A 23545-nucleotide genomic window follows, 5' to 3' on the forward strand; every position below is an offset into this window, starting at 1 on the left:
GACAATGAGCACATTGCTCGCACTGGTCTACGCTGTACCGTTTGCCGCCATGGCCCAGCAAGGACCATCTTTGAATGCCCTGGTCTCTTCTGTTCCGCAGCCCGGTCAGTCAGTGCAGCTTACGGCGCCTGCCAGCAAGGTTGCAGTTGTAGCACCGGAAGTGAAAACCAAGGCAGGGCAGACAGCCCCGACAGTGAATCCGGCTTCGCCCACATCGCCTAACGCTACGCCGGCAAGCAATACGCGAGCGCTACCTCCTCGGCTGGACGACCCCGCCCCTAAGCCGGCTGCACGTAAATTTACTGAGGAACATCTGCCCGGGTTAGGGATGATGCCGGGGGATAAACAGGGCCAAAAGGCAGTTTCTGTACGGGTTTCCTCCGACCGTAACGAGATCGTCTATGTCTCGACAGACTTTACGAACCGTATAGCCACGCCATTTGCGGCACCGAAAATGATCGATCAGGGTGACCTAAACGTTGACTATGTGGGCCAATCGGTGTACGTCACTGTCAATTCGACTAAACCGTCTGCGGTGTTTGTCACCGGCAGTAATCCGAACGATCCAGTCGTTTCCCTTACGCTGGTTCCTAAAAACCTGCCGCCGCAAACCATCAACCTGCAGCTCGACACACCTGCACCGAGTTACAGCGGCTCGGACGTACGGGAAGAAGCCCCTACGGGGAATGCTTACACTGATCGAATCAAGTTCTTGATGAGGCAAGTTGCACTCGGCAAAGCTCCAGAGGGCTTCTCGCTCGGTAAGCTGCCGAGGGCTGCTGCTCGTATGGGGGACATCGTGGTGTTCCCTGAGTCTCGTTACTCCGGTCCTACCTACGATATCTATAAATACCGAGTAGAAACGACAACGCCGAACACCATCGAGTTGGACGAAGGGTCCTTTTATACGGAGGGAGTCCGCGCAGTGGCGTTTTACCCGACTGCTGTTATCGGTAAGGCCGAAGCCACGAGTGTACTCGTCATCTCCGACAAGACCGCGGTCGCCGGAGGCCAGTAATGTCCGTCGCTGACCTGAAAAAGAAATGGATGGGCATGAGTCAGCCAATGCGGACGTTGACGTTCGTTGTTGGCCTAATGACAGTCTTGATGACGGTTGGCGCCTTGGTGATGGGTAATGACTCGGGCGCAACCAGCTCGAAACCATCTGAGGCGAATGTTACGAACCTCAGGCTTCCTGTCAAAAGAGATAACACGACCCTTGAGATCGCTGCTGCAAACGATGTAAATGCACAGGAAATCAAAAGCGTTCGTAGGGATCTTGAACTGGAGCGTGAGAACAACAGAAAGCTACTTCTTAAGCTCGAAGAAAAGACAAATGCCGGCTCGACAGACAGTGTCAGCGCTGATCTTGTTAAGGAAGTCATGGCCTTGCGTAGCCGCATCGAGGACATGGAAAAGAAGGGGACAGGGCCACAACCGACATTGAATGAGCCACTGCCAACACCATCAGCGGCTCCTCTAGAGGACGAAAAGCCGGTAGTAAAACTTCGTGTCACCGGCGGAGCGAAGATCGTGGACGAAAAGAAGGTCCAGAAGCAGATAGCGCCGCCCATCGCCTACTTGCCACCAGGCGCCATGTTTGAAGCTGTCCTTTTGAACGGTATGGACGCTCCGACGTCCTCTGTAGCGCAGAAAAACCCTGTGCCAGCACTCATGCGCGTGAAATCCGAGGCGATTCTGCCGAACAATTTTACCCACAACATCAAAGAGTGCTTTGTGCTTGTTTCGGGGTTCGGTGTCCTATCCAGCGAACGTGCGCAACTTCGGACTGAAACCTTCTCATGCATCAAGGAGAACGGACAGGTTATCGAGGGTAAGGTCGACGGTTATGTGGTGGGTGAAGATGGTCGCGTTGCTCCTCGCGGGCGTCTGGTGTCGAAACAGGGCCAAATGATTGCGAAGTCACTGGTAGCCGGTGTGCTGAGCGGTTTTGGACAAGCACTCACCCCGACGACTGTTCCGCAGTTGAACTTGATGCCCGGATCGACCCAACAAACACAAAGTGCCGACCTCGGCTCAGTGGCACAGACGGGCGTTGCTCGTGGTTTTTCTGATGCGTCGAAGGCTGCAAGTCAGTTTTTCCTAGAAATGGCACGCGAGATGACTCCTGTTGTGGAGATTGATGCTGGCCGCAAACTCACCGTTGTCCTGATCAAGGGCATCGAGCTCAAATAATGCAAGGTCCTTTCATGAACGTACGCTCCGCCTTGATTACCGCTGCTACCGCCGTTGTGTGCACTGGCTGCGCCTCTACCTTTAATACGGCCAATGAGTCGTCCTTTAGCTGCCCTGGCATGCCTCAGGGGATTGTCTGCAAGACCCCGGTGGCAGTGTACCAATCAACGCATGAGGCTCCGGCTTTGACAGAGTCTGACATGCCGTTTGGACCTTCCAGCCAAGCTCACGCTTTGCCAGCTCAAGCGCTTAAGGAGCTGGCTGCTGGTCGACAAGAGTACCGTGGCGCGGCGGTTGCGAGTGCAGGAGCGAGTGCGGCAGCTCGACCTGTCCGTGAACCTGCACGAGTGATGCGAATCTGGATCGCGCCATGGGTGGATAAGAACGATGACCTCAATTTCCCCGGTTTCATTTTTACAGAGGTCAAGCCACGAACTTGGGCATTTGGCCGCAAGGAATTCGCCGGCGCCGGGGTTTCTGTTCCATACAAGGCACTAGCGGCTAACACAAGCGCTTCTTCAGAATCTCGCGATGGCGAGCCCAGAACGCAGGGCGGCAGCGCGGTACCTGGTCTGCCAGCAGCGTCAGATATCAAGCTTGATTAACCTAATAGGAAAACGGAATGAAAAAACAAACGGCTTTAATGCTCATGGCACTTGGAGTGCTCGTCGCTGGCCATGCGATGGCAGGTACAGATACGACTTTCGGTACCGTGGTTACCACTCTCGATAACTGGATGACTGGTTCCATGGGCAAGGTTTTCGCCATTGGATCCCTCGGTGTCGGGCTGGCTATCGGCGTCGTGCAACAGTCAATTATGTCGGTAGTGACTGGAGTCGCGATCGCTCTCGCCGGTTCTATCGGCCCTGGAGTATTGGCAGGCATCTTCACCGCTGTTCTTTAACTCTCCACTATCTATTCATTAGAAGGACTTCAAACCATGAATGCTACGAAACGCCTTACAACGAACCAGATTTTTTTCACGGCCCTTGCGCTCAGCCTGGCCATCACCATCGATGCGGTCGCCGGTACGGATACTACCTTCTCTACCGTCGTTACCAATCTCAATAACTGGATGACAGGCTCGCTGGGCAAGGTATTTGCGGTAGGTTCTCTCGGCGTAGGCCTTGCCATTGGGGTTGTCAAACAATCCATCATGTCTGTGGTGACTGGTGTGGCGATTGCACTGGCTGGTTCGATCGGCCCCGGCGTTCTGCAAGGCATTTTCACCGCTGTCATCTGATATCTGCTCACCTATGTTCGGCTTCCTCAAATCCTCCCAAAAATCCGCATCGCCGATGGTGGTGCCGGACCGCGCCTCTACACCGTTCGAAAAGCTGACACCAATGGCTTTCGAAGACGGAATCTTCTTTTGTTCGGACGGCAATGAGCATTACCTTGGGGCCTGCTTGGTAGGGGAGCCGCTCGCAGGTGCGGATAGTTCTACGGTCGACAAGTTGAGGTCCGCTCTGGGTATGCCGTTGCCTCCTGGTTCCTTCATCCAGATAGGGCAACTGGCAAGCCCAGACGTAGAGGAAATCTTTCAGTTCTACAGGAACAAGAAGGTCGTTGCTGATGCCGTACCCTCGGAACTTGCCAGCCGCCATGTCGAGCATTTCAAGAATGGCGTCGATGTGCCGTTGGTGGAACGTTCGGGCGTCCTTTTGCACCGGAAGCGGTTGATTGTCACCGTGAAGTTCCGCTCCCGTTCGCCAAGACCGTCCGCTGGCGAAATCAAGAGCGCGAAGGAACTGGCCGACAGGCTTCAGGAAGGACTCAAAGCGGCCGGCCTGCCGCTACGGGACGTTGGACCGGAGGAATATCTCGGCCTTATGCGTCTGCTTCAGCGACTGTGGGCGCCGGTAGATAGGACGTATGATGAGGGTACACCGCTACAGGAGCAGGTTTACTTTACTGGTGACGCAATCGAATACGATCGAGATGAGATTACCTTCAACGGCGGCAGTCATTATGCGAAGGCCCTGAGTGTCAAATACTTTCCGCGGCGCGCAAGCCTCGCCATCATGAATTACATGATCGGCGAGCCGCTCGGAACAGCCAACCAACTCACTGAGCCATATTACATGGTCCTGACCCTTCACTATCCGGATCAGGTCGCCAAGGCAGACTGGGTTCGGTCTCGGTCCGCGATGATCAACCATCAGTGCTTTGGCCCCACTGCACATATGATTCCGGTTCTCGGCTATAAGAAGGCGGGCGTCGATACCCTCGTGCATGAAATGGAAGGAAGAGGGGCGGTACTCTGTGAGACGAATTTCACAATATTCGTCTTCTCCAAAAGCAAAGACAGGGTCAAGAAGGCCGTAGCGGGTCTGCAGCCGTACTTTGCTTCACTGGCATTTGAGATGCGCGAAGACAGTCGTATTCTTGAGCCGCTATGGACGAATTTGTTACCCCTCAATACGACACTGGAAGGCATCAAGAACCTGTTCCGCTTTCACACGATGGCTATTTCGCATGCGGTGCAATTCCTGCCCATCATCGGTGAATGGACGGGAACCGGGACTTCAGGATCGGTGATGATGGTCACCCGACGTGGGCAGCCTGCCCTGTTTGATCTCTATGAGTCCTCGACAAACTACAATTCCACTGTCTTTGCGGAGTCCGGAGGAGGAAAGTCATTTCTTACCCAGGAAATCCTGTCAGCGTACCTAGCCGAGGGTGCAAAGATCTGGGTCATTGACGCCGGCAAGTCCTACTACAAGCTAGCCCGCTCGGTTGGCGGATCGTTCGTTGAGTTTTCGAGCGAATCGCAAATATGTCTCAATCCGTTTACCTTCATCGACGGCAATCTTGACGAGGAGATGGATATTCTCAAGGCGATGCTCGCCAAGATGGCCGCTCCGGAAGAGAAACTGGATGACTATCGCATGTCCCTGCTTGAGCAGGCGATTACCGCGGTCTACACCAAGTTCGGCAACAATGCGACGATTTCAGCTGTCGCTCAATATTGCATCCAACAATCTGATCTTGAGGCACAACGTCTTGGGAAACAACTCTTCCCGTTTGCAGGTGGATCGTATACCAGGTGGTTTGACGGCGAGAACAATCTCGATATGGACAATGCCTTCATGGTTCTCGAGCTTCAAGAACTGAAGGGACGAAAAGCACTTCAGCAGGTTGTCCTCCTCCAGCTGATGGCAAGGATCAACCATGAGATGTTCTTGACCCATGGCCGTAAAAAGATCCTTGTCATTGATGAAGCGTGGGAGATGCTGGACGACCCAGTTATGGGTAAGGCGATGGAGGCGGTCTATCGGAAGGCCCGTAAGCACGCTGGCGCAGTCATGGTTGTGACCCAGTCGGTCGCGGACCTGTATAACTCGCCAAACGCGAGGGCGATCTATGAAAACAGCGCATGGCAATTCATTCTGCAGCAAAAAGCTGAATCTATTGACGCCGCGATATCGGGAGGACAATTCAAGATCGAGCCATACGGCGCCAAGATGCTTCGGACAGTCCACACGGTAAAAGGACGGTATTCGGAAGTCATGGTGAAGCGATCGGGTGACGATTGGGGAATCCTCAGGCTCGTCGTTCCCCGCTTTAAACAGATTCTCTATTCCACCTCCGGTGATGAGCGCGATGTCATTCTTGCGGATCTCGACCGTGGCGAGGATGTTATTACATCGATCAATCGGTTCATGGAGCACGAGCAGCGGGCGCGGCACTAACGGATGCGTTATTTGGAAAGAGGGCGGTTGCACAAACGCCAGCCGCCCTCTAAAAAGCTTGAATAGTTGCATTTTGTAAAGATAGAATATGCAGGCTTCATATCCAGAGGAGGGCTCAAGTTGCGATACAGCGCAATTTCAGCCCTTTTCGCCTTTTGGCCTGCACTGTCAACGTTGTTTGAAACACATTGCTCAAAGAAGGAGGGAACGCCATGGCGGATGAATGTGATATTGCGTCTGAAAGTACACAACGCCTCTTGGATGCCGCGCTACAGGGCCGGCGGATGAACGCTCAACAGAGAGTTGCCGCCGCCCCGGGAGGCCTATGTGCAAACGAATGCGGTGAACGTGCCATATCTGGCGCAGCGTGCTGTCGCAAGGAATGTATGGAGGACCTTGAGCTGCGGGCTAGGCTTTTGACCCGTAACAGTAGTCGCAGTTAGATCTTCCAGCGCTATCGGCCTGATCCTACCAATCCACAGGGTGGTCACAGGCCGAGCGCTACCCCTCCGCTCACTTCAGTAATCTCCTCCTCGATGGACCTCCTAACCTGCGCCGTAGACCCGGAAGCGCAGGTCTCTCGCCATGACTCATTTGACGGCGTTTCCTAGCTCTCGCCCTAATGATCCTGTCAGTCACACCGCCGGAGAGGCTAAACCACCAGGCGGCCACCGAAGAACTTGACCCGAGATGCCACGACGTAACATAATCGATACCTATCGGTTATGTCTACCCGTTATTGTGGCATATTAATTCTAAGGAACGCCATGGAACAAACACCAAACGATCAGCAATCAGCCGGTGAGGCTGAACCCCATGTGGCACGGGCTTCGTCAAATCAGGCTGTCCGTCCTGGCAATAACCTGCTTGTCATATGCGCAGTTGCAGCAGTTTTCTCAGGGTTCTCCGGCGTGATGTCATGGCACTTCGCTACGAAAAAGGTGGCCGAGATAGGAATGAGCGCACCGGTCGTCTTACTTGATTCCGCTCGGATCGCGGAAAAGAAGATAGCGGACGCGATGGTCAATTCGGAGACTAACCTCCAGAAAGCAGCGGACGAAGGTAAGTTATTTGTCGATGCGCTCGACAAGACACTTGCCGAGTACACGGCCGCCGGTATCGTCGTCGTCAACTCCAGCGTTGTAGTGAACCGTCCCGGACATCTGGACATTACTAAAGACGTGGCTGCGCGCCTCAACGTCAAACTCGATTGATGGCTACGCTCATACCGTCTGGAAGCAGGCTACATCACTGGTTTGCAGATATGGCGAACGACCCATCTCGGAGAAGGTTTGCAAAACGCGCGATTGTCTCATCAGCGCTGGCGCTCATCATTTGCATTCCGCTCGGCAATACCGTAGGCAAGCATTACAAAATCGGCCTGGACCTTGGTGAATTCCGTTGCTTGCCATGGCATGTTTATCTGGTGGAGCTTGGGCGGCCGTCTGGCCTTGAGCGCGGCGACTACGTTGCGTTCATCGCGCGAGACGGCATCATGGGCGATCGCTTTCAGGGAAGAATGATCGGCAAAATGGTCGCCGGTCTCCCGGGCGACAAGGTGACCGTGAAGGATGACTTTGCAACGGTCAACGGCATGCCCGTTGGTGAGCTTACCTTGCTAGCCCGACTCGGTAAAAAGTCCCACGATTTCGACCGTACGGCGATTGTGCCGGAGGGGAAGGTCTTTGTGGTTGGCACTGAGCCGCGTAGCTACGACGGCCGGTACTGGGGCTTTCTGGACCAGTCTTTCTTGATCGGTAGGGTGAAACCCCTTTACTAATATGAGATTTGTTAAGCAAGTCGCTATTGCTGTCCTATTGGCTTCGAGCCTTCCGGTCTTTGCCGATGAAGTTTCGCCATCAGGTCGGTTCTTCGATCGTAAAGGCGAGGGCTGGTATTGGTACCATGACCCCAAGGAGAAGGTTCAAATCGAGCCGAAATCCACGCCTAAAGCAGCCCCTAAGCCTGCTCCCGAGCCGAAGGACGAGCCGTTCTCCGTTGAGTGGCTCCGGAAGAATATGCCGATCCTGATGGACCGGGCTATCAACGATCCGACCAAGGAGAACGTCGAGGCTTATCTCTATGCGCAGCGCGTGGCCATGGATAAGTCGCAGCGCTATGCAGAAATGACGCAAAAGGTGGTCGCAGCCGACCCCTTTTTGGACGAAAACAACCGGGTGCCGCTTGCGACCTATGCAAAGCCGTTCTTCCTGAGGAAGGCTGATGAGGGCAAAGAAGAGGCGCTCAAGCATCTATCGACCGTGGCGGGCATCTGGGTCTTCTTTGATTCGAAATGCGAGTTTTGCAGGCCGCAAGCAAATACTGCCGTTGAGATGGCCAAGCGATATGGAATCCATACCAAGTTCATCTCCATGGACGGGAAGGGCCTTCCCAATATCCAAACCTTTGTGAAGAACGAAGGGCATGCTCAAACTCTTGGCCTCACGATCACGCCCACAACCGTCCTAATTGTTCCACCAAATAGCTATTACATCGTATCGCAAGGGATGATGGCCCAGGATCAGCTCGCTGACCGCATCCTCTTGGCAGCGGAATCTAACAATCTGCTTCCGTCCGATCTGGCCGCGAAGGTACGTGCATACGACCGCGGGGTGCTGACGAACAACGATACCAAGTCCGGCGCCACAGACGATCCGAAGGACTGGGTCAAGACTTTGAAAGATAGACTGAAGGGAAGGTATTGATGAAAATAACGATGAGGATCTTCGCGTTTGTCACAGTGCTGATCATGAGCACTGTAACGATTCCTGCCAACGCGGAAAAGCTCCAGGACGCTCTCGATAGTATGTTTATGTCTAACGCCACACCGCCGGCAGCGTTCGCCAGTCAAACCAGAGGTGGGTTCATCGGCGGAGGTGCCGCTTTACGTGCTCCCATGAGAAACATCAATCTCGTGGCCTTCGATCCACCGCGCTTCTCAGCTGGTTGTGGCGGCATAGATATCTTTGGCGGATCATTCACCTTTATCAATGCTGATCAACTTGTTGCACTGTTTAGACAAGTTGCTGCTAATGCCGTTGGCGTTGCGTTCAAGGCCGCTATTGATGCGATCAATCCGCAGTTGGGCAAACTGATGTCGGAGTTCCAATCAAAACTTCAGTCACTCAACGAACAGATGAAAAACACCTGCGCAATCGCCAACTCTGTTGTAAAGACCCTCAGCGATCCAGACGCTCGAAAGGAGATGGTCAATAACGCTTCTACAGCGGAACACTCGGCATCAGGAACCGTTTTAGACATGTTCAAGGGCTTCACCAATTTGTTTAGTAACCCAAATGGCGGAGCACGACAGAATACTGTCAGTGACAAGTGTGATGCCTGCGGCAATCCTGTATGGCGGGCTATCGTCGACGCGCGGGCTGGTCAGTACATCGGAAATCCGACAACGACTGACTCAGGCCAGCAGGCTGAATATTCCAATGAGCTGATCATGAGCCTGATTGGCACAGTCATCCTCAACTCCACTGCAGCTGACAAGGTGACACCGGCTGGTACGCCATCCGTCGAAGTTGGCCAAAATTGGGAAATCCCGCTCCTTACCCTGAGTCAGCTCCACGACGGGTCAAGACCGGATGCGCGGCATAAGCGGTTCGAATGTCAGGACGGTCATGAACGCAACCAATGTACGATCGTGAAGACAGTCGACCTTACTTTTGAGGGATCAGTAGGCTTCGTCAATCGCATGCTGTTCGGAAATGCGACCGGAGCACAAAATGCCACCACGGCCGACTCAATTGTTGGCAAGCTGACCGGTTGCAGTTCAAACGCTTGTTCCTTTACGGCCACTCAGCAAGCATTCATCAACTCAACCAATGTGCAAGTCCTTGCCATCCTGCGTCAGGTGCAGCAGAGTCCTGGTGCGGTTGAACATATTGCTCGCATCCTAGCGCCGGTCATTGCGGAAGAATATACCTTGAGCCTCGGTAAGTCCGCGGTTCGTGCAGCTGCGATGGCAGTGAACGGTTCGAAAGTCCTCGTTCCAGAGAACGCATCAAAAAGCATCGATAAGTTGCATGAAGAAATTCGGTTCTTCCAACAGCGGGTTTCAGATCAGCTCCCACGCGTCATGAAGGCCAAGGAATACGCGAAGGTCATTGTGGCCAATAATCCTTCAATCTTCTCCAAGCCAGGCCGCAGGTAATCTAGCATGTTCACCTTTCCGATCTATGTACTAGGGGAGTCGACGTCGTTCTATGCAATGCTGAACGCCGTCGCCATGATTTTCAACCAGACTGGCTTCATCAATAGCGTCATGCTGACGGCTGGGCTTGTTGTGCTGATGTCTGTAATGGTAAGCATGTTGACCGGTATGGGCGGGGACAAAGGGAAAAACCCTCCAGTCACCGCCGCGGTATTTTTCGCAGGCATGGTGGCGCTTTCCTCGGTGAAGTCCACAGTACAGGTGACAGACGTCTATAGCGGAAGCACGGTTAACGTGTCGAACATCCCGCTACTGATCTCCGTTCCCTCAAGTATCTTCACCACAGGGTCTTACAAGCTGTTTCAGTCGGTTGAAACTGCGTACGGCAGCACCAATGCCAACTATCAAAGCGTCAGCACCTCGGGATACGTCATGCCGTTGAAGCTTCTTTTCGCCCTGCGCAAAGGGGTGGAGAAGTCTGATCCTTATCTGGCCGCAAGCCTTCAGCAATTCATCATTGACTGCATTCCTGGCTCCAACGTCAATATGACTGCATTCCGTGACAGCGTCGACTTCGTTGAGTACATCTTTGCCAACTCTCGGCCGAGCGGTCTGACAAATATCTACAGCAACAGTTCTCCCCAGGGCACCGCGATGGCATGTCCGGATGCGGTAACGGCGCTTCAGAATACCATCGATACCTACATGGATAGCGCCCAACTGCGGCGCCTCATAAACGAGAACGCACGCGAGAGAAATCCGACGAACGCCAGCGGCTTTGCAATCAGCGACGTCGAATCTGCCTATACGAATACTGTAGCAAACGCATTTTCAAGTACAGCCGTAACCATTCCGGGCGCTGTCCAAAGTGCAGGGCAATTCATGAAGAACGCGTTGTTCTACAGCACAGTGATGGACACCTTTAAGTGTATGGACAGCGCGGGCGACCAAAGCGAATACACGCTCTGTAATGTCATTCTCACGCAAGGAATGGAGCATTGGAAGACCGATGCTGCTGCACAAGGCAGCATGTTCGCAAAGATGGCCATGCCGGCTATGATTTTCCTTCAGCTTATGTTCTTTGGTTTTGCTCCGCTGGTAATCCTTTACTCGTTTTTCCTCGGTGCGGGCTCTGTGGGCCTGTACGTCAAATTTCTTGGTTTCGGTGTCTGGACCATGTCATGGCTGCCGTTTTCCGCGGTTATCCAGATGTACATTCAGTACAACGTGACCGATAAGCTAGCCGCACTCCAAACCAAGGCGGTCACCATAGGAAATTATGAAGCGTTCATGTATGACGTCCTCTCGACTCGATTGGCATTGGCTTCCGATCTGTTGGCGGCAACACCGATGGTCAGCCTTGCCCTGTTGTCGGGCTCTATCTATGGCCTCAGCTCCTTGGCAGGTCGCTGGTCCGGCCGCGACTACATGGACGAAAAACAAGGTGCGCCATCGTTGCTCAAGACCGATGCTGCAGTATCGGTTGCCTCTGGTGTCACGGGGGCCATGCTGGATGGGAAAATGTATAGCGTCGGTATGGCAGGGATGAACAGCGGTCTGGAAATCAGCACGGGTCAAGTGTTCACGACCGCACTGTCAAATGCCAAATCCAACGTTGATACAAGTACCAAGACGGCAATGACCGAGTTTGGGAAGATGATCCAATCTGCGGTCACAGCCGGTACATCGACGAAAGACCTGTACCAGTTTGCAAAATCAACCGGCCTAACTGAAACTGAAGGTGCAAAGAAGGCGGTCAGTAAAGCTCTGGAATTCGCAGAGACAAATAATCTCGATGCCACCCAGACCGAAGAATTAAGACGCAACGCCGAACTGATTGGTTCGCTTAGCGCGGGTGGGTCCCTTGGTCTAGACGTTGGAGGGCTGATCAATAAGCTTACAGGGACCAATGCTGTCAACGCCGGCTTTAGATTGGGGGGAGATGTCAGTAAGAGGGGTAGCGAAGGTAAAGGCTCCTCCGTAAGCGATAAGGTGACTGAAGGCTTACGGTACGTTGCAGGGCAAGGGCTCAACTTTTCCTCCGACCAAGGCATCATGCGCACGGTTGCGACAAACGAGCAGACCGGACATGCTGTGGAAAAGCTCAGGAGTTCGACCTTTGGCGAGAACAATACGAAATCGTGGAAAGAGGCGACTCAGCAGGCCCAACAGGCGCAGCGCAGCTTTCAGGAGATGGACAGCAGAACCGGTACCTTCCAGACAGCGTCGAAGATCAACAGTGAGCAGTGGACAAACGCCATTTTGAATGACAGAAATGACGTTGTGAGCAAATCCCGTGCAGCGGCGGAAGCTATACGTTCGGTCATCGGCGAACGTGGTTACGAAAATCTACAGCGTTCGGCTGAGCAGGCAGTGGCGAGTAACACATACGAGGCTCCACTGCAAGGAAAAGCACGCGAAGCGGCGGTCGACTTCAATGTCATAGCGATGGCTAGCCAGCACTACCCGCATGCCATGGGTCAAAAGGAAGTTGTTTCGGCAATTGAAGCAGCAATGCCCGGCAGCCTGGCGCAGCCGCATACAAAGCCGCTGAAGGGACCCGATATGTCTCTGGAAGCAAGGACCGCTGACGCGGCTAGGGAAGCAAGCACTAAGGCAGCTGACGGAGGCGCACGCGCGGAAAAAGCGGTACCAATTGTCAGCAAGGTCGATGTGCAAAATCCGCATTCAGGCGTGCCCAAGCCATCAGAAAATGGACCGACTTCACGTGCAGCACTCCAACAAGGGATCGCCGGATTGCGTTCGGAGTTTGAAAATAGTCAGGGCAAGTTCAAGCAAGAATACAAGGCGGCCGTCGAGGATTTCCGAAATGAAAACCCTGTAATCGATAGTGGAGGGACGAGTGCTGCCGAGATGCGCAGGGAGCACGACTCCAAGCTGAAGGCAAAGACGCCGGATGGTGGTAATAGGCAATCAGCTGACGATCGCCCGATCATGGCACGCCCGATGGGAAGCGACAGTCAGCAAAAAACCACGATTGATAACGTTTTGGCTGCCGACAGCAGTCAGTTCTCTACACCGGTGACAGGAGGCGCACTGACCAAAGGTGCTGAATCACAAGCTCCTTCCTCCATGCCTACAGGTACAACAGCAATGGGAGGCCTGAGCCAATCAGATACTGGCAGGCATCGAGGGGGCCTACCAGATAACCAAGGAAGTAGCTCCTTGCCGGAAGCCGCTTCACCCAATCCATTACTCGGCACGCAGCGGCCGCTCGGACCTGATAGCAATGGTAGCAATTCTGACAACCGACCTGCGCCAATTCGGTCCGCAATAACAGAAACGGCGACGGCAGCAGGTTCTGCAAACTCTGGAACCAGTCAGAGGCCCTCGCATGACGGCTCGAGCCCTCCCGCGAACACCGCCACACCAAGTGGTCGAGAGTACTCCGTGCGTTCGCCTGGTCGGGATCAGTAAAACAAAAGGCCTGCAAAAGCAGGCCTTTTTGTTTGTGCTTCAGGCCGTCGGCTAAGTTGCCATTGCTTTTGAAACCATGCCGTTTGCCAGTTGGATGAACAAGCTATGGTCGCCATTTGTGTTATCAGGGGTAATGATGTAGCGCCCGTCTATCACGAGACTCGGGGTGGCATTTATCTTGTATTTGACCAGCTTTTCAAGAGGCGCCAGCACCTGCTTTTCCGGCACATCGCGCCATGCATCCTCGATGCCAGTGATGCGTAGATCCCGAAGGATTTGCACCCAAGTACCTTCGTTTCGGGGATCTTTTCCCTGCTGCTGGATCGCTGTAAAAGAAGCGAGCATGAAGTCGTTCAAACGCTCTGGTCGTTTGTTTCTAACGGCATAGAATGAACGTGCAGCAAGCACGCTGTCGCGCTCTGGAACGACTACCGGTACGAACTCGAAGCCCCAACCTTTTGGCAGGGTGCTACCCCAGTGGGAAATCAGGCCATGGTAGGCCTGACATACCGGGCACGTAAATGCGATGTATGCCTGGATCTTTCTGTGGTCATCCAAGAGCTTCGGCGTCGCTCTGTACGGTAGTGCCGCTTGCGGCGAGGCGCTTGCAATTGCCGGCAGTGCAGCCATTGCACCGGCCAGCGCAAAAAATGATCGACGGTTCATCCAAATCCCTTGGGCTCAAAAATCCTTCATTAATCAGCAGATCGAAAAGGGATTCTCCCTTGCGATTGGCTCGCCACTCTTTGACAGCTGCGGCCAGCTCCTTCTGTTCGATCTTCTCCTGTACCACAAAATAGCCTGCTGCCTCTGCAGCACCCCCGGTATATCCGATGGCCATGACAACGTCCTGCACGGTACAGATCCCCGCCTCGACCAGTATCTCGCCGAGCATCTTGATCTCGCCCCGCTTGCGGAGATGGACTTGATCCTCGACAGCTTGCTGGATGGCTTCCGGACTTGCTTTTCCTTGATTAACTAGGACCTGCCCCAAGCGAATGACTTCGGGAACGACTGCGTCCATCCCCACGGTCTGTTGTACCTCCTCCATGGTCGTCAAACCGCGGGAGGCGAGCCGAATACCGGCCATCGCTAAGGTCTCGAATTGAGCTTGGCGTGCTGCGATGTTAAGGAAGGACAGCTGACCACGCCTCTCGACGATGGCGTTTCGCATGGGTGAATCGATCCTGAGCATTTCGATCACGGGCAGGCGGCCGTCGTAGGTGCAGGTGCGGCCGTTCGGGAATCTGGCGCCGGCGCTAACAACCCCATGTTGATTCATCCAGGCGACTTGCAGCTCGGTGGCAGATTTCCATTCAATATCTCGGTCTTGTGCTAGCTTCCGAACCAAACGCTGGGCGACGACGCCCCGAAGTGCCGCTGCTAATGTCTGCTGATCGACGCCGAAGTCCAACATCCTAGTGATCGCCATTGCGGAATCATTGGCATGGGTCGTTGCAAGGACAAAATGTCCGGTATTTGCGGCCTCCAAGGCAATCTGAGCCGTTTCACGATCGCGGATCTCTCCCACCAAAATAACATCGGGGTCTTGTCGCAACACTGCACGCAGCGCCTGAGGGAACGTGATGTGCTGATCGATATTGATCTGGTGGATACCAGCGATGCGGTATTCGACGGGGTTCTCGATGGTAACCAGATTACGCTCACCGTTATGGAGCGCGTTTAGGATAGAGTAGAGTAGGGTGGTTTTCCCTGACCCCGTTGGTCCGCAGACGAGCAGCAGTCCGTTTGGCTCCTCAATGAGTTCACCCAGGCCGTTGCGCACCATCTCGGTCATCTCAATTGAATCGAGCGTTCTGGCCGAATTGGAGTCATCAAGCAGTCGGCAGACACAGAGCTGGCCACCAACGTTGGGGACAATCGCGACACGGACGTCGATTGCCTTATCGGGATAGCGTAGGCGCATACGACCGTCTAGAGCGACGTGGCGGTCCGCGGAACTGAGGTTCGCTCTGGCCCTAATTTTTTCGTCGATCAGCTTGCTGGTCTGGCCGTCGTACTCTGTAATATCGTAAAGTCGCCCGGAGTTACGGAATCTAACGAGGCATTTCCCATCCGTCGTTAGAAAGTGAATGTCCGATATTTTCTGTATTGCCCCTTCGTAGAAAACCTTGTTCAGAATCTCGGCGGCTTCCCTATCCATATGCCCCGAAGATATAAAAAGGTCCGGTTCTCTAATCATTTCTTACCTCCGCACTGGTGATCACTCCCATACAGGGTCTGAGCTACGATGTCTTGCGTCCATGTATCCGCGTTGATACTCCACAACAGCAGTTCAAGGCGTGATTCAGTGGAGAGCCAGTTCTGGCCGAGCCATCGCACTCCGTCAAACGCGATCCGAACGGGGGAGCCAATTCTGGACACCCTGGTACACGAATCGGGCGTGGCCATGACGTAAATAGCCCAACCAACAAAGAGGACAAAAAACAAACCGCCACCGACGCCTTTCATTTACATGTTCCCCTTTAGGTTCTTCCACACCTTTGCGACATACACTTCCTGCTTGTCTTGAGACCTTGCGTTATAGGCGCCTACAGCTTTCCACACCCGTCCATATTGACGAAAGTTTCCCGCTAGGACCCACGCGCCGACATGCACATTGGTGCAGCCGTCTAGAAGAGCTTGTCGAGTAATTCCATACCTCCTGAGCTTTGGGAGCCAGCTGCTGTTTATTTGCATGATGCCGATGTCCTCGGAACCATCTTTGTTGACGTTGATGGCGTCGGCTCTGAAATTTGACTCGGTCTTTGCTATTGCTCGAAGTAGTTCTCTGTCGACGTTGTAGCGATTCGCCGCCTCATCGAAACAGGACGCGCCGGCACTACCGGCAAGAACGTACAAGAACGCAAACAGTAGGAGTGTTGGATTTCTCATGCGCGGATTATACAATACACCTATCTATAATTCACAAGGATCGTTTATATGCATGCGTTAAGCAGAGGCGCGGTCGTATTATCTTTCTTGGCCGGTGTTGTCGTTACCCCGGCAATGGCTGAAGAGAAAGGCCTGGTCGCCGATTCGATGGTGCACCTCTTCAAGAGTGCGAAGGGAGGTGCCGAGACGTTGAGGGCTTGGTCGGCCTTCAAAAACGGGGACAAAGACGCACCGGCACAGATCTTCGCCCTTGCAAAAAATGGTAGCGCGGTGGCCCAGAACCTAGCTGGTTATATGCTAGACAATGGTGAGGGGGTGCGCCAGGACAGCAAGATGGCATCAGCGTACTTCCGCGCTGCGGCTAAGGAAAATCCCATCGCCCATTACAACTTGGCCGTGCTTCATATGTACGGGCGCGGTGTACAAAAAGATGAGAAGAAGGCTATGGAGCATTATCGTGTGGCTCTTGAAAAGGGGAACGTCGAGCAAGCAGCTGTCCGTCTGGCTCTATTTCATATGAAAACAGGGGATCGGCCGGCGGCATGGAAATTTGCGAACGAAGCCGCCAATCGTGGAAACTACATGGGCTTTTATCTCGTTGGGCGGTTGCTTTTCGAGGATAGGAAGTACCAGGAGGCATTCAACTGGCTATCAAAGGCCGCCGGCGCCAGCGAACCGAACTCGCCTGCGTTGCTCTCCAAAGCCTACGCTGACGGCCTTGGCTTGGACCGAAATAGTGTGATGGCTGGGGGATGGTGGTTGATCTATCTTCACCAAAACAGAGGAGAGCGCAACTTTAGCGCCTCATCGCTATCTGGATTTGGTTTAGATGAAGATGGCATCCGCAAAGCCACCAGATTCGCTACGGATTGGATTGCTACCCACCGCCGTCAGGACAAAGTCGCCTTTGACAAGACGATATATGAGGTGAAGAGCTTCGCGATGTGAAGCCCACCCGTCGATGACAATCTCTCAATTCAGCGTGGAAGGAAAATCTCGCATGCTCACATCTTTTCCGACTGGCCAAGTTCCTTGGCATATTTCAGCTGCTAGAAGGGTCGTCGCACTCGGAAATTGCACTGAGAACGGTGCTCTGTGGTGCGCGGACAACTCTACCCTAGAAAGTTCAGACATCCCGCTGACCGACCTTGAATCGCGCGTCGACTTCAAGCCACTTGATTGGGACAAGCTAGTCCGACGTATGGAGCGGTGCGGTGCCAAAGGCGACTCGAACGCACTTTGGTGGGTGGCCTGGGCTTATGAAAGGCTAAATCATCCGAGATCCGTGTGGTACTACATAGCGGCGATGAGATGTAACCCGCGACGCCATGGTTGGGCATTGAGCCGGGTGTTCTCAGATGCGCGAAGCGCATAACCAAGCAGATGTGTCTCGACCATCGCTAACGTTTTTGCGAAGGATTGCCGAATTCAATGGAGCGGACCAGTGGGGGTCCTGGCAAGATGCGGTAGCCTGCGCACGAAAGGCGAGGCATCGTCCCGCAACGAAGCAGGCCGTCCTGGCGAATTCCCGAATCGTATTCCTTAGCAGCCAGCTAGGCTGATTTCGGGCGGCCAGAGCCGCATTCTTCCGTTCCGATGGATTGGATTGAAACAAAAAAGGCCAGCTTGCGCTGGCCTTTTGTCTTATCGATCGTTACTTTCCAAGCTTTGCCTTCACTCGTTCGGCTAACTCCCCTTCATTTGGTATCTGCACGTTGGCCATGATGTCGTTCACGAACTCGGTCAAGTCTAGTTTGCCGAAGTCAATCTTCTCGAACTCCTCGGCTGTGAAGCCGCTACAGTCCGGGTTTTTCGGATCACCCCAGGCACGGCCTGTCATGGGACGGCCCTGCTCTTGAATGATGCGAGCGAGCTTTGAGTTGAAACAGCAGTAACCTTCACCCTTTTCAATACACTTGCCGAGGAATTTTTTCTTGCAGAACGGTCCGAGATTCACACACAGGCCTGCTCCTTTTTGCATAGAAAGGTTCTGTTCGCCCGGATCACAAGTCATCAACTCCATTACGACCTGCATTGCAATTGCGATCGCAAAGCTCCATGGATCGAAGTAAAGACCAAATTGTGTTCCACCGATCCCCGAGGCCAAGGTCATTGCGCCCTGGGGAGCTGCGGTACCAAGCGTAAAACCATACATCCCGATGCTCGGCTGGAAATTGGTCGGCGTGAAGCTTGGGGCAAAGTCCAGCAGAGCCTCACCTGACAATTGACCCCATGGCATGTCCGGATACATGAAGTCATACATGTACTTGGAACCTACGTTGACGACTTCGCCGCCGGCGCCTTTCAACACCGAAGTCCCTAGTTCGCCCATCACGGTATTGTTCGAGCGGGCGCCACCGGACTCCTCGCAGCAGTTCTTGATACCAATGAGGCCCTTGGAGCAGTTCGATGCTTTCCCTGTAAATATCTTGAAGCTGCCATCGATGTAACGGCCAGACTGGCGGGCAGCCTCCATACCGACAACAGCTTTTAGGAAGTCCTGGTCATTCTCGTAGCTTGTGTCCCAGCATTGTTCATTGCCGTTTGCGTCGATATTGCAGAAGGAGCGCATCCCGCAGTCCTGAACTGTGGTTTCGACTCCATCCTTCACCTTACAGCTGAACTCCTTCTGCCATAGCGCACAGCGACCGGCGGCCGTATATTCCAGACACACGTCCTTGTCGTTGTTCTTACAGTTACGCGCGACTTCGTTTTGGCAATCATTGATGTAATCGGACGAATAGCAATTGTATTTGCGTTCCCACTTCCAGCATTCTTGCCAGACCGCCACCCCGTTCACCATCTTCGTCGTCCGCGGCTCAACACATACCTCCTGATATTGCGTGCATTCCGCATTTTGTGCATACGGCTTGCATGAAGAGTCGTTCTTCACCTGGTCGATGATTTCTATCGCGTCCCCGAGGTCTGTCGCTCCCGAGGGGGTGCCCATATTGCCGTCTTCGCAACGGTATGTCTTCTGCTCCGCTGCGCAGGAGCCGTTGAATGCCGTTTGGGTGCATGTGGTCCCGATCTGGCGGCAGCCAGGATAACTGCTGACAGAGTTGCATCGGTTGTCCGACACAGGCCTCTCGCACTGATAGCTGTCCCGGTATTCCCAGCATCCGCCGACCTCATTGACTGAGATGGCTTGACCGCCGAAGTACTTGACAGGCGTTGAGTCGATACATGTCCCTCCTCTTGGCTGACATGCGTTTTCCGAAGTGAAGACGCGCTTCCTGCACCATGTACTGTTCGGAATGTACTCGTCGCCGGCGTAACAGAGGTGACCGAGCGATTGCCCTCTACCGCCATTGGCCATGAATCCCGAATACCATGCCTGATACATGGCATTGTAGTCATTATTGAATTCGTTTTTCAGCCTATCCGTCCAATAGTCCATGCCGTTCTTATCAGCACAACGTTGGTCATTTGACTGATACCAACCCTGGATCACCGGATCCCCTCCGCAAGTCGTGGGCACGAGAACGTTGTACTGCATCTGATTTCCTGGCGAGTTACGGCGACAGGTAGTCGTGTAGTGCACATAATCGTCCCCTGCATTGCACAGGATCTTCCAACTTGTACCCATGCCGCCGTTGTAGTTGAGTGCGGCTAGCCAAGCCTCCTTGGTTTTGGCGTAATCGCCCTTGAACGTATTATTGAGGGCATTCACCCAATTATTTAGGCCGTCGACGTCAGCGCATCGCTTGTCGTAATCCCGATACCAGCTTTGAATTGTTGGGTCTCCGCTGCAGGTCGTTGGAAGCAGCGTCGAATAAAAGGTTCCTGCCGATTCTCCGCTTTGCGATGCGAGCGCAGTACATTCATATGACGGTGTCATCACAACCTTAGACCATTGGCACTGGTCGGAAAGGTACCTAAGATCGCCTCCGGACGGACAGAACCATGAGTTACGGTCGGGATTGGCCATCTCCTGCTGGACGCCCGTCTGGAAATGCGGATATGCCTCCGCATAGCCCATTTTCTGAGCAAGGCCGGTCCAGTACGCTAAACCGTCCGCGTCCGGACACCGCGTTAGGAGATTCCTGTACCAGCCTTGAATCTGTTGGTCTCCGCCATAGCACTGCAGATTCATCGGCGATGTGTAGCTCCCCGTATCGATGCGATAGCTGGAATACTTCACTGCCGCGCAGCTTTCATTAGTTGTCGCCAGGGTTGTGACGCTGCAAGAGAATAGGGAATCTACGTCGACTGAGACGTTTTGCACCGGGTTGCAGATCTTGTCCTCAGGGATGAGCCACTGATCACAGAACATCTTCCTGTATTCATCTGGCTGCTTCTCAACCTTTTCGACACATTGTGTATCGGAACCGGTTTGGCCCGATCCGCCAGCCGGCGGGTTCTCCATGGCGTTACGAATATTGTCGAACAGGGGATCGTCCTTACCAATTGAATACGTTTTTCGTTCGTACGGATTCTTGGTCAAGAAGTTCACCGCGTCACATTCCTGATTCGCTATGGTGTCGGCACCAGGTTTGGCTGAGCCGCATTCGGTGATTCGATTGGTACCAAGCGATAATAGATCGGTGGCTTTCCCAAAACTCGATGCCTGTGGTGGGTTCGGATTATAGAATGGCACCTGGCCCCCGCCGCCTTGAGGTATCGCGGGCTGGATCGAATCAAACATACCTTGCTTTCGTGCCTCGCTCAAAGCCTTGCCCTCACTGAGGAAGTCGGCTGCATGACTGGAAGCGCCTACAAAGGCGGCCAGCGAGAGAACAGCAGAAAGCAGGTTGTTAAGCATAATTTTTTTCACTGCTGTTCCCTCCTACTGTTCAGGGATATTGGCCATATCCACCGCTTCAAGCGGCGCGCGTCCATCGCGGCACAAGTTCATCTGAAACGCACTTTTGAACTGGATCGTCTTGCCATCCTGTGTTGGGACGTTGTCTTGTGTCAGTACGAACTCCAGCCGGGCACAACCCTCCTGATTGAACCGTTTGACGACGTCAATTTGTGCATGGATCGGTGCTGTAGACCGGGTTGCACGCTGAATCTTTGCGGTCATCGGGCCACTGATCTCACCCTTGGCGTGTCCGTTGTCGATGGCATCTTCAGCCATCTCGTTCAGTGCCACTGCTTCCGCAGGTTGTACGAATGCATATAGCAGGCTAAAACAGAGCATGGCAATTGTCTTTTTACTACGTCCGTATCGAAGGCGCATTACCGATCCTTTTAAATTCAATTCAGCCGCATTATATTTAAACGTTAGGTATCAGTACAATAGGAATTCATGGCGTGGCCTCGGCCACGAGCATATGCGACCACCAACGCAGGTTGCCTTTGTGGCAACTCCCCGCCGTTTTCGTAGTTGACGACCTGTCTGCATGGACGCGACCGTCGGTTCGCCTTCGTTCTTTATAATGCGGTCGGAAAATCTGTTTGCGGCATTCTTGGTTCTTCAGGCAGGTTCGCCGCTGTCCATCATTGACATGCCCAAAGCAAGGCGCAAGCCAGTCTCGTATAATGGTCTTTTCAGTTTGATGAATCTCGAACCGTTTCTTCCAGCCGCCAGTTACCTTGCACCAGCGGGCGTGATTGCCCTGCTTATGCGCGCAACGATGCATCGGTTCGTGCTGTTTTGGCTGATCACACTACCTGGTATAGCCGCCCACGAAATCTGCCACTTCGTTGCCGGCGGCTTGACGAATGCAAAACCGAGGGGCCTATCCTTATGGCCAAGCCGGTTCAAAGATGGATATATCCTCGGGTCCGTCACTTTTGCCAACCTGCGATGGTATAACGCCGCCGTAGCCTGCTTAGCTCCAATTTTGTTGCTGCCCTTAGCTATCGGGTATGCCTATTTTCACACTCTGGGCGGTTGGCATTTTGAACCATGGGATCTGCTCCGATGGTATGTATTGGCGGGAACGTTACTTTCAGCTTGGCCGTCGACCATCGATTGGCGTCTGTCGTTCCGGTCGTGGCCGTTGGCCGTGGCGGCATTTGTCACCTGTTACATCTTTCTCAACCAATGATAGACATCTCCATAGACACCGATAACGGCATTTGCCATCTATGGAGAAAAGCAATGAGAACATGCGCACAGTGTGAACACGCGATACGGGCCACCACCGCCGGCATGACCGCGTTCGTCTGGTGTCAGGAGAACGTTTATGGAAGTGAGGACGGCTTTGTGATGCAGTCACATTTCATCAATCCGAAAGCGAAGGCGTGCGGTAGCAAGTTCCTACAGCGCATATCGCCGTTGCCGGCCGAATCCGACGTTCCCTTCAGCTTGGACGAAATTGCGGAAGTGGAAGCGGGCAGCACCGACCAAACTAGCCATCCAGGCCCCGCGGCATTGATTACCTCACCGACCGAGGGCCTCAAATCTGTTGTCGATCGCTTTGGCGGTATTTTCATCTAGGCGGTAGAGAGTCGGGAATTGACCTAAATCTTTCCTACAGGCAAAATTTCGACAACTAATTAATGGGAGGTCCTCCTTTTCCGGAAGTAGGACTACCACTAATAACAAAACAAACAGGGAGTACATATGAAAGGTTTTATCGGCGCGTTGGGCGTTTCGCTCGCCCTCTTTACCGCGCAAGCAGGCGCACAAACCCATACAGGCGATCAGCCTATTACCAAGTTGGGTGTCATTGTTGCGATGGAAAAAACGAATATTGTAGGCACTGAAGCGCACCACGACTATTCGCCCTATGGCGATAACGTCGGTCGCTCAGCCGGCGCCGCTGTGGGAGGTTTTTGGGGCGCTTTGATCGGATCAACGGTGGGCGCACTGGCTGATTACACCGTCAACCAAGCTCGCACGGAGATCGAAGGCTACAACATCAAGGTGAAATTCGACGACGGCACGACTATCTGGAAGCCTCAGCGTACTAGACAGGTCGAAGTCGACAAACTGGAAGTCGGAGCTCGTGTTTCGGTGAAATACACCTACAACACATCGCGGTTCCAGCTGTCCGACGCTCCAGTGCCTGCCCATATTCCGGATGAGCCGACTTCTACTCAACCGAATATGACAGCATGGGAAGGAACAACGGGTCCGACAACGGCCCAGATAAGTACGCTTGATGCTCCCGGCGAGGGAATCACCATCAGCGTCAATCGCAAGTAATACGGCAGCTCAGATTCTGAGCTGCCTTTTTTATTGGCAGGACGATCATCAGCTTCG

At 53.6% G+C, this 23545-nt stretch carries 20 protein-coding genes; 15 read left to right on the forward strand and 5 right to left on the reverse strand.

Features of this window, described 5'->3' with window-relative positions; all coding sequences use genetic code 11:
- Positions 1 to 4 precede the first annotated feature (4 nt).
- The 11 genes from RY831_RS15085 (at position 5) to RY831_RS15135 (ending at position 13491) form a co-directional block, all read left to right on the forward strand.
- Positions 5 to 1018: a TraK domain-containing protein gene (locus RY831_RS15085; RefSeq protein WP_326507193.1), complete on the forward strand. Its 1014-nt coding sequence runs from the start codon at positions 5 to 7 to the stop codon at positions 1016 to 1018.
- Positions 1018 to 2196, forward strand: a complete 1179-nt coding sequence (locus RY831_RS15090; protein WP_326507194.1) for a TraB/VirB10 family protein — start codon at positions 1018 to 1020, stop codon at positions 2194 to 2196. Before RY831_RS15085 ends, RY831_RS15090 begins: the two co-directional genes overlap by 1 nt.
- Before the next feature lie 14 nt (positions 2197 to 2210).
- Positions 2211 to 2801 carry a type IV conjugative transfer system lipoprotein TraV gene (gene traV, locus RY831_RS15095; protein WP_326507195.1) on the forward strand — a complete coding sequence of 197 codons (591 nt, stop codon included), beginning with the start codon at positions 2211 to 2213 and terminating at the stop codon, positions 2799 to 2801.
- A 17-nt stretch (positions 2802 to 2818) separates the two neighbouring features.
- On the forward strand, positions 2819 to 3100 hold the full coding sequence (gene traA / locus RY831_RS15100) for a TraA family conjugative transfer protein (RefSeq protein WP_326507196.1): 282 nt from the start codon (positions 2819 to 2821) through the stop codon (positions 3098 to 3100).
- Positions 3101 to 3136: 36 nt separating this feature from the next.
- Complete coding sequence (gene traA / locus RY831_RS15105; RefSeq protein ID WP_326507197.1) at positions 3137 to 3439, forward strand: TraA family conjugative transfer protein; 303 nt, start codon at positions 3137 to 3139, stop codon at positions 3437 to 3439.
- 13 nt (positions 3440 to 3452) lie between these two features.
- The gene (gene traC / locus RY831_RS15110; RefSeq protein ID WP_326507198.1) at positions 3453 to 5891 is read left to right on the forward strand and encodes a type IV secretion system protein TraC; all 2439 of its coding nucleotides are present in this window, start codon (positions 3453 to 3455) and stop codon (positions 5889 to 5891) included.
- A 767-nt stretch (positions 5892 to 6658) separates the two neighbouring features.
- Complete coding sequence (locus RY831_RS15115; protein WP_326507199.1) at positions 6659 to 7105, forward strand: hypothetical protein; 447 nt, start codon at positions 6659 to 6661, stop codon at positions 7103 to 7105.
- A gap of 50 nt (positions 7106 to 7155) precedes the next feature.
- Positions 7156 to 7671, forward strand: a complete 516-nt coding sequence (lepB, locus tag RY831_RS15120; RefSeq protein ID WP_326507200.1) for a signal peptidase I — start codon at positions 7156 to 7158, stop codon at positions 7669 to 7671.
- A gap of 37 nt (positions 7672 to 7708) precedes the next feature.
- Entirely contained in the window at positions 7709 to 8596 is an 888-nt protein-coding gene (traF, locus tag RY831_RS15125; protein WP_326507201.1) for a conjugal transfer protein TraF, read from the forward strand.
- Complete coding sequence (locus RY831_RS15130) at positions 8596 to 10053, forward strand: conjugal transfer protein TraH (RefSeq protein ID WP_326507202.1); 1458 nt, start codon at positions 8596 to 8598, stop codon at positions 10051 to 10053. The genes traF and RY831_RS15130 overlap by 1 nt, the downstream gene beginning before the upstream one ends.
- A gap of 6 nt (positions 10054 to 10059) precedes the next feature.
- Positions 10060 to 13491, forward strand: coding sequence for a conjugal transfer protein TraG N-terminal domain-containing protein (locus RY831_RS15135; protein WP_326507203.1), 3432 nt, complete (start codon positions 10060 to 10062; stop codon positions 13489 to 13491).
- A 51-nt stretch (positions 13492 to 13542) separates the two neighbouring features.
- On the opposite strand, the gene RY831_RS15140 is transcribed toward RY831_RS15135, so the two are convergent.
- From RY831_RS15140 to RY831_RS15150, 3 genes are all read right to left on the reverse strand, one after another.
- Positions 13543 to 14049 (reverse strand): thioredoxin domain-containing protein, encoded by a 507-nt coding sequence (locus RY831_RS15140; protein WP_326507204.1) that lies wholly within the window; start codon positions 14047 to 14049, stop codon positions 13543 to 13545.
- Complete coding sequence (locus RY831_RS15145) at positions 14042 to 15694, reverse strand: GspE/PulE family protein (protein WP_326507205.1); 1653 nt, start codon at positions 15692 to 15694, stop codon at positions 14042 to 14044. The genes RY831_RS15140 and RY831_RS15145 overlap by 8 nt, the downstream gene beginning before the upstream one ends.
- Positions 15695 to 15963: 269 nt before the next feature.
- A complete protein-coding gene (locus RY831_RS15150) occupies positions 15964 to 16386 on the reverse strand; it encodes a lytic transglycosylase domain-containing protein (RefSeq protein ID WP_326507206.1) in 423 nt (140 codons plus the stop codon).
- A gap of 48 nt (positions 16387 to 16434) precedes the next feature.
- On the opposite strand from RY831_RS15150, the gene RY831_RS15155 reads away from it, so the two are divergent.
- The gene (locus RY831_RS15155) at positions 16435 to 17334 is read left to right on the forward strand and encodes a tetratricopeptide repeat protein (protein WP_326507207.1); all 900 of its coding nucleotides are present in this window, start codon (positions 16435 to 16437) and stop codon (positions 17332 to 17334) included.
- Positions 17335 to 18040: 706 nt separating this feature from the next.
- Here RY831_RS15155 and RY831_RS15160 read toward each other — a convergent pair.
- Both RY831_RS15160 and RY831_RS15165 read right to left on the reverse strand, forming a co-directional pair.
- Positions 18041 to 21163, reverse strand: a complete 3123-nt coding sequence (locus RY831_RS15160) for a conjugal transfer protein TraN (protein WP_326507208.1) — start codon at positions 21161 to 21163, stop codon at positions 18041 to 18043.
- A gap of 12 nt (positions 21164 to 21175) precedes the next feature.
- A complete protein-coding gene (locus tag RY831_RS15165) occupies positions 21176 to 21571 on the reverse strand; it encodes a hypothetical protein (protein ID WP_326507209.1) in 396 nt (131 codons plus the stop codon).
- A gap of 163 nt (positions 21572 to 21734) precedes the next feature.
- Between RY831_RS15165 and RY831_RS15170 the strand changes: the two genes are divergently transcribed.
- From RY831_RS15170 to RY831_RS15180, 3 genes are all read left to right on the forward strand, one after another.
- Positions 21735 to 22385, forward strand: a complete 651-nt coding sequence (locus RY831_RS15170) for a hypothetical protein (protein WP_326507210.1) — start codon at positions 21735 to 21737, stop codon at positions 22383 to 22385.
- A gap of 53 nt (positions 22386 to 22438) precedes the next feature.
- Positions 22439 to 22777, forward strand: coding sequence for a hypothetical protein (locus tag RY831_RS15175; RefSeq protein ID WP_326507211.1), 339 nt, complete (start codon positions 22439 to 22441; stop codon positions 22775 to 22777).
- A 126-nt stretch (positions 22778 to 22903) separates the two neighbouring features.
- A complete protein-coding gene (locus RY831_RS15180) occupies positions 22904 to 23488 on the forward strand; it encodes a hypothetical protein (RefSeq protein WP_326507212.1) in 585 nt (194 codons plus the stop codon).
- Positions 23489 to 23545 lie beyond the last annotated feature (57 nt).

It is taken from the genome of Noviherbaspirillum album (genome assembly GCF_035916955.1).
In the GTDB taxonomy this organism is placed as follows: Bacteria; Pseudomonadota; Gammaproteobacteria; order Burkholderiales; family Burkholderiaceae_D; genus Noviherbaspirillum; species Noviherbaspirillum album.

What these genes read in the sequence shown, in the direction of transcription:
- RY831_RS15085 (WP_326507193.1), top strand. Translation starts at nt 5, where the DNA reads ATGAGCACATTGCTCGCACTGGTCTACGCTGTACCGTTTGCCGCCATG.
- RY831_RS15090 (WP_326507194.1), top strand. Translation starts at nt 1,018, where the DNA reads ATGTCCGTCGCTGACCTGAAAAAGAAATGGATGGGCATGAGTCAGCCA.
- traV (WP_326507195.1), top strand. Translation starts at nt 2,211, where the DNA reads ATGAACGTACGCTCCGCCTTGATTACCGCTGCTACCGCCGTTGTGTGC.
- traA (WP_326507196.1), top strand. Translation starts at nt 2,819, where the DNA reads ATGAAAAAACAAACGGCTTTAATGCTCATGGCACTTGGAGTGCTCGTC.
- traA (WP_326507197.1), top strand. Translation starts at nt 3,137, where the DNA reads ATGAATGCTACGAAACGCCTTACAACGAACCAGATTTTTTTCACGGCC.
- traC (WP_326507198.1), top strand. Translation starts at nt 3,453, where the DNA reads ATGTTCGGCTTCCTCAAATCCTCCCAAAAATCCGCATCGCCGATGGTG.
- RY831_RS15115 (WP_326507199.1), top strand. Translation starts at nt 6,659, where the DNA reads ATGGAACAAACACCAAACGATCAGCAATCAGCCGGTGAGGCTGAACCC.
- lepB (WP_326507200.1), top strand. Translation starts at nt 7,156, where the DNA reads ATGGCGAACGACCCATCTCGGAGAAGGTTTGCAAAACGCGCGATTGTC.
- RY831_RS15130 (WP_326507202.1), top strand. Translation starts at nt 8,596, where the DNA reads ATGAAAATAACGATGAGGATCTTCGCGTTTGTCACAGTGCTGATCATG.
- RY831_RS15135 (WP_326507203.1), top strand. Translation starts at nt 10,060, where the DNA reads ATGTTCACCTTTCCGATCTATGTACTAGGGGAGTCGACGTCGTTCTAT.
- RY831_RS15145 (WP_326507205.1), bottom strand. Translation starts at nt 15,694, where the DNA reads ATGATTAGAGAACCGGACCTTTTTATATCTTCGGGGCATATGGATAGG.
- RY831_RS15150 (WP_326507206.1), bottom strand. Translation starts at nt 16,386, where the DNA reads ATGAGAAATCCAACACTCCTACTGTTTGCGTTCTTGTACGTTCTTGCC.
- RY831_RS15155 (WP_326507207.1), top strand. Translation starts at nt 16,435, where the DNA reads ATGCATGCGTTAAGCAGAGGCGCGGTCGTATTATCTTTCTTGGCCGGT.
- RY831_RS15165 (WP_326507209.1), bottom strand. Translation starts at nt 21,571, where the DNA reads ATGCGCCTTCGATACGGACGTAGTAAAAAGACAATTGCCATGCTCTGT.
- RY831_RS15170 (WP_326507210.1), top strand. Translation starts at nt 21,735, where the DNA reads ATGGACGCGACCGTCGGTTCGCCTTCGTTCTTTATAATGCGGTCGGAA.
- RY831_RS15175 (WP_326507211.1), top strand. Translation starts at nt 22,439, where the DNA reads ATGAGAACATGCGCACAGTGTGAACACGCGATACGGGCCACCACCGCC.
- RY831_RS15180 (WP_326507212.1), top strand. Translation starts at nt 22,904, where the DNA reads ATGAAAGGTTTTATCGGCGCGTTGGGCGTTTCGCTCGCCCTCTTTACC.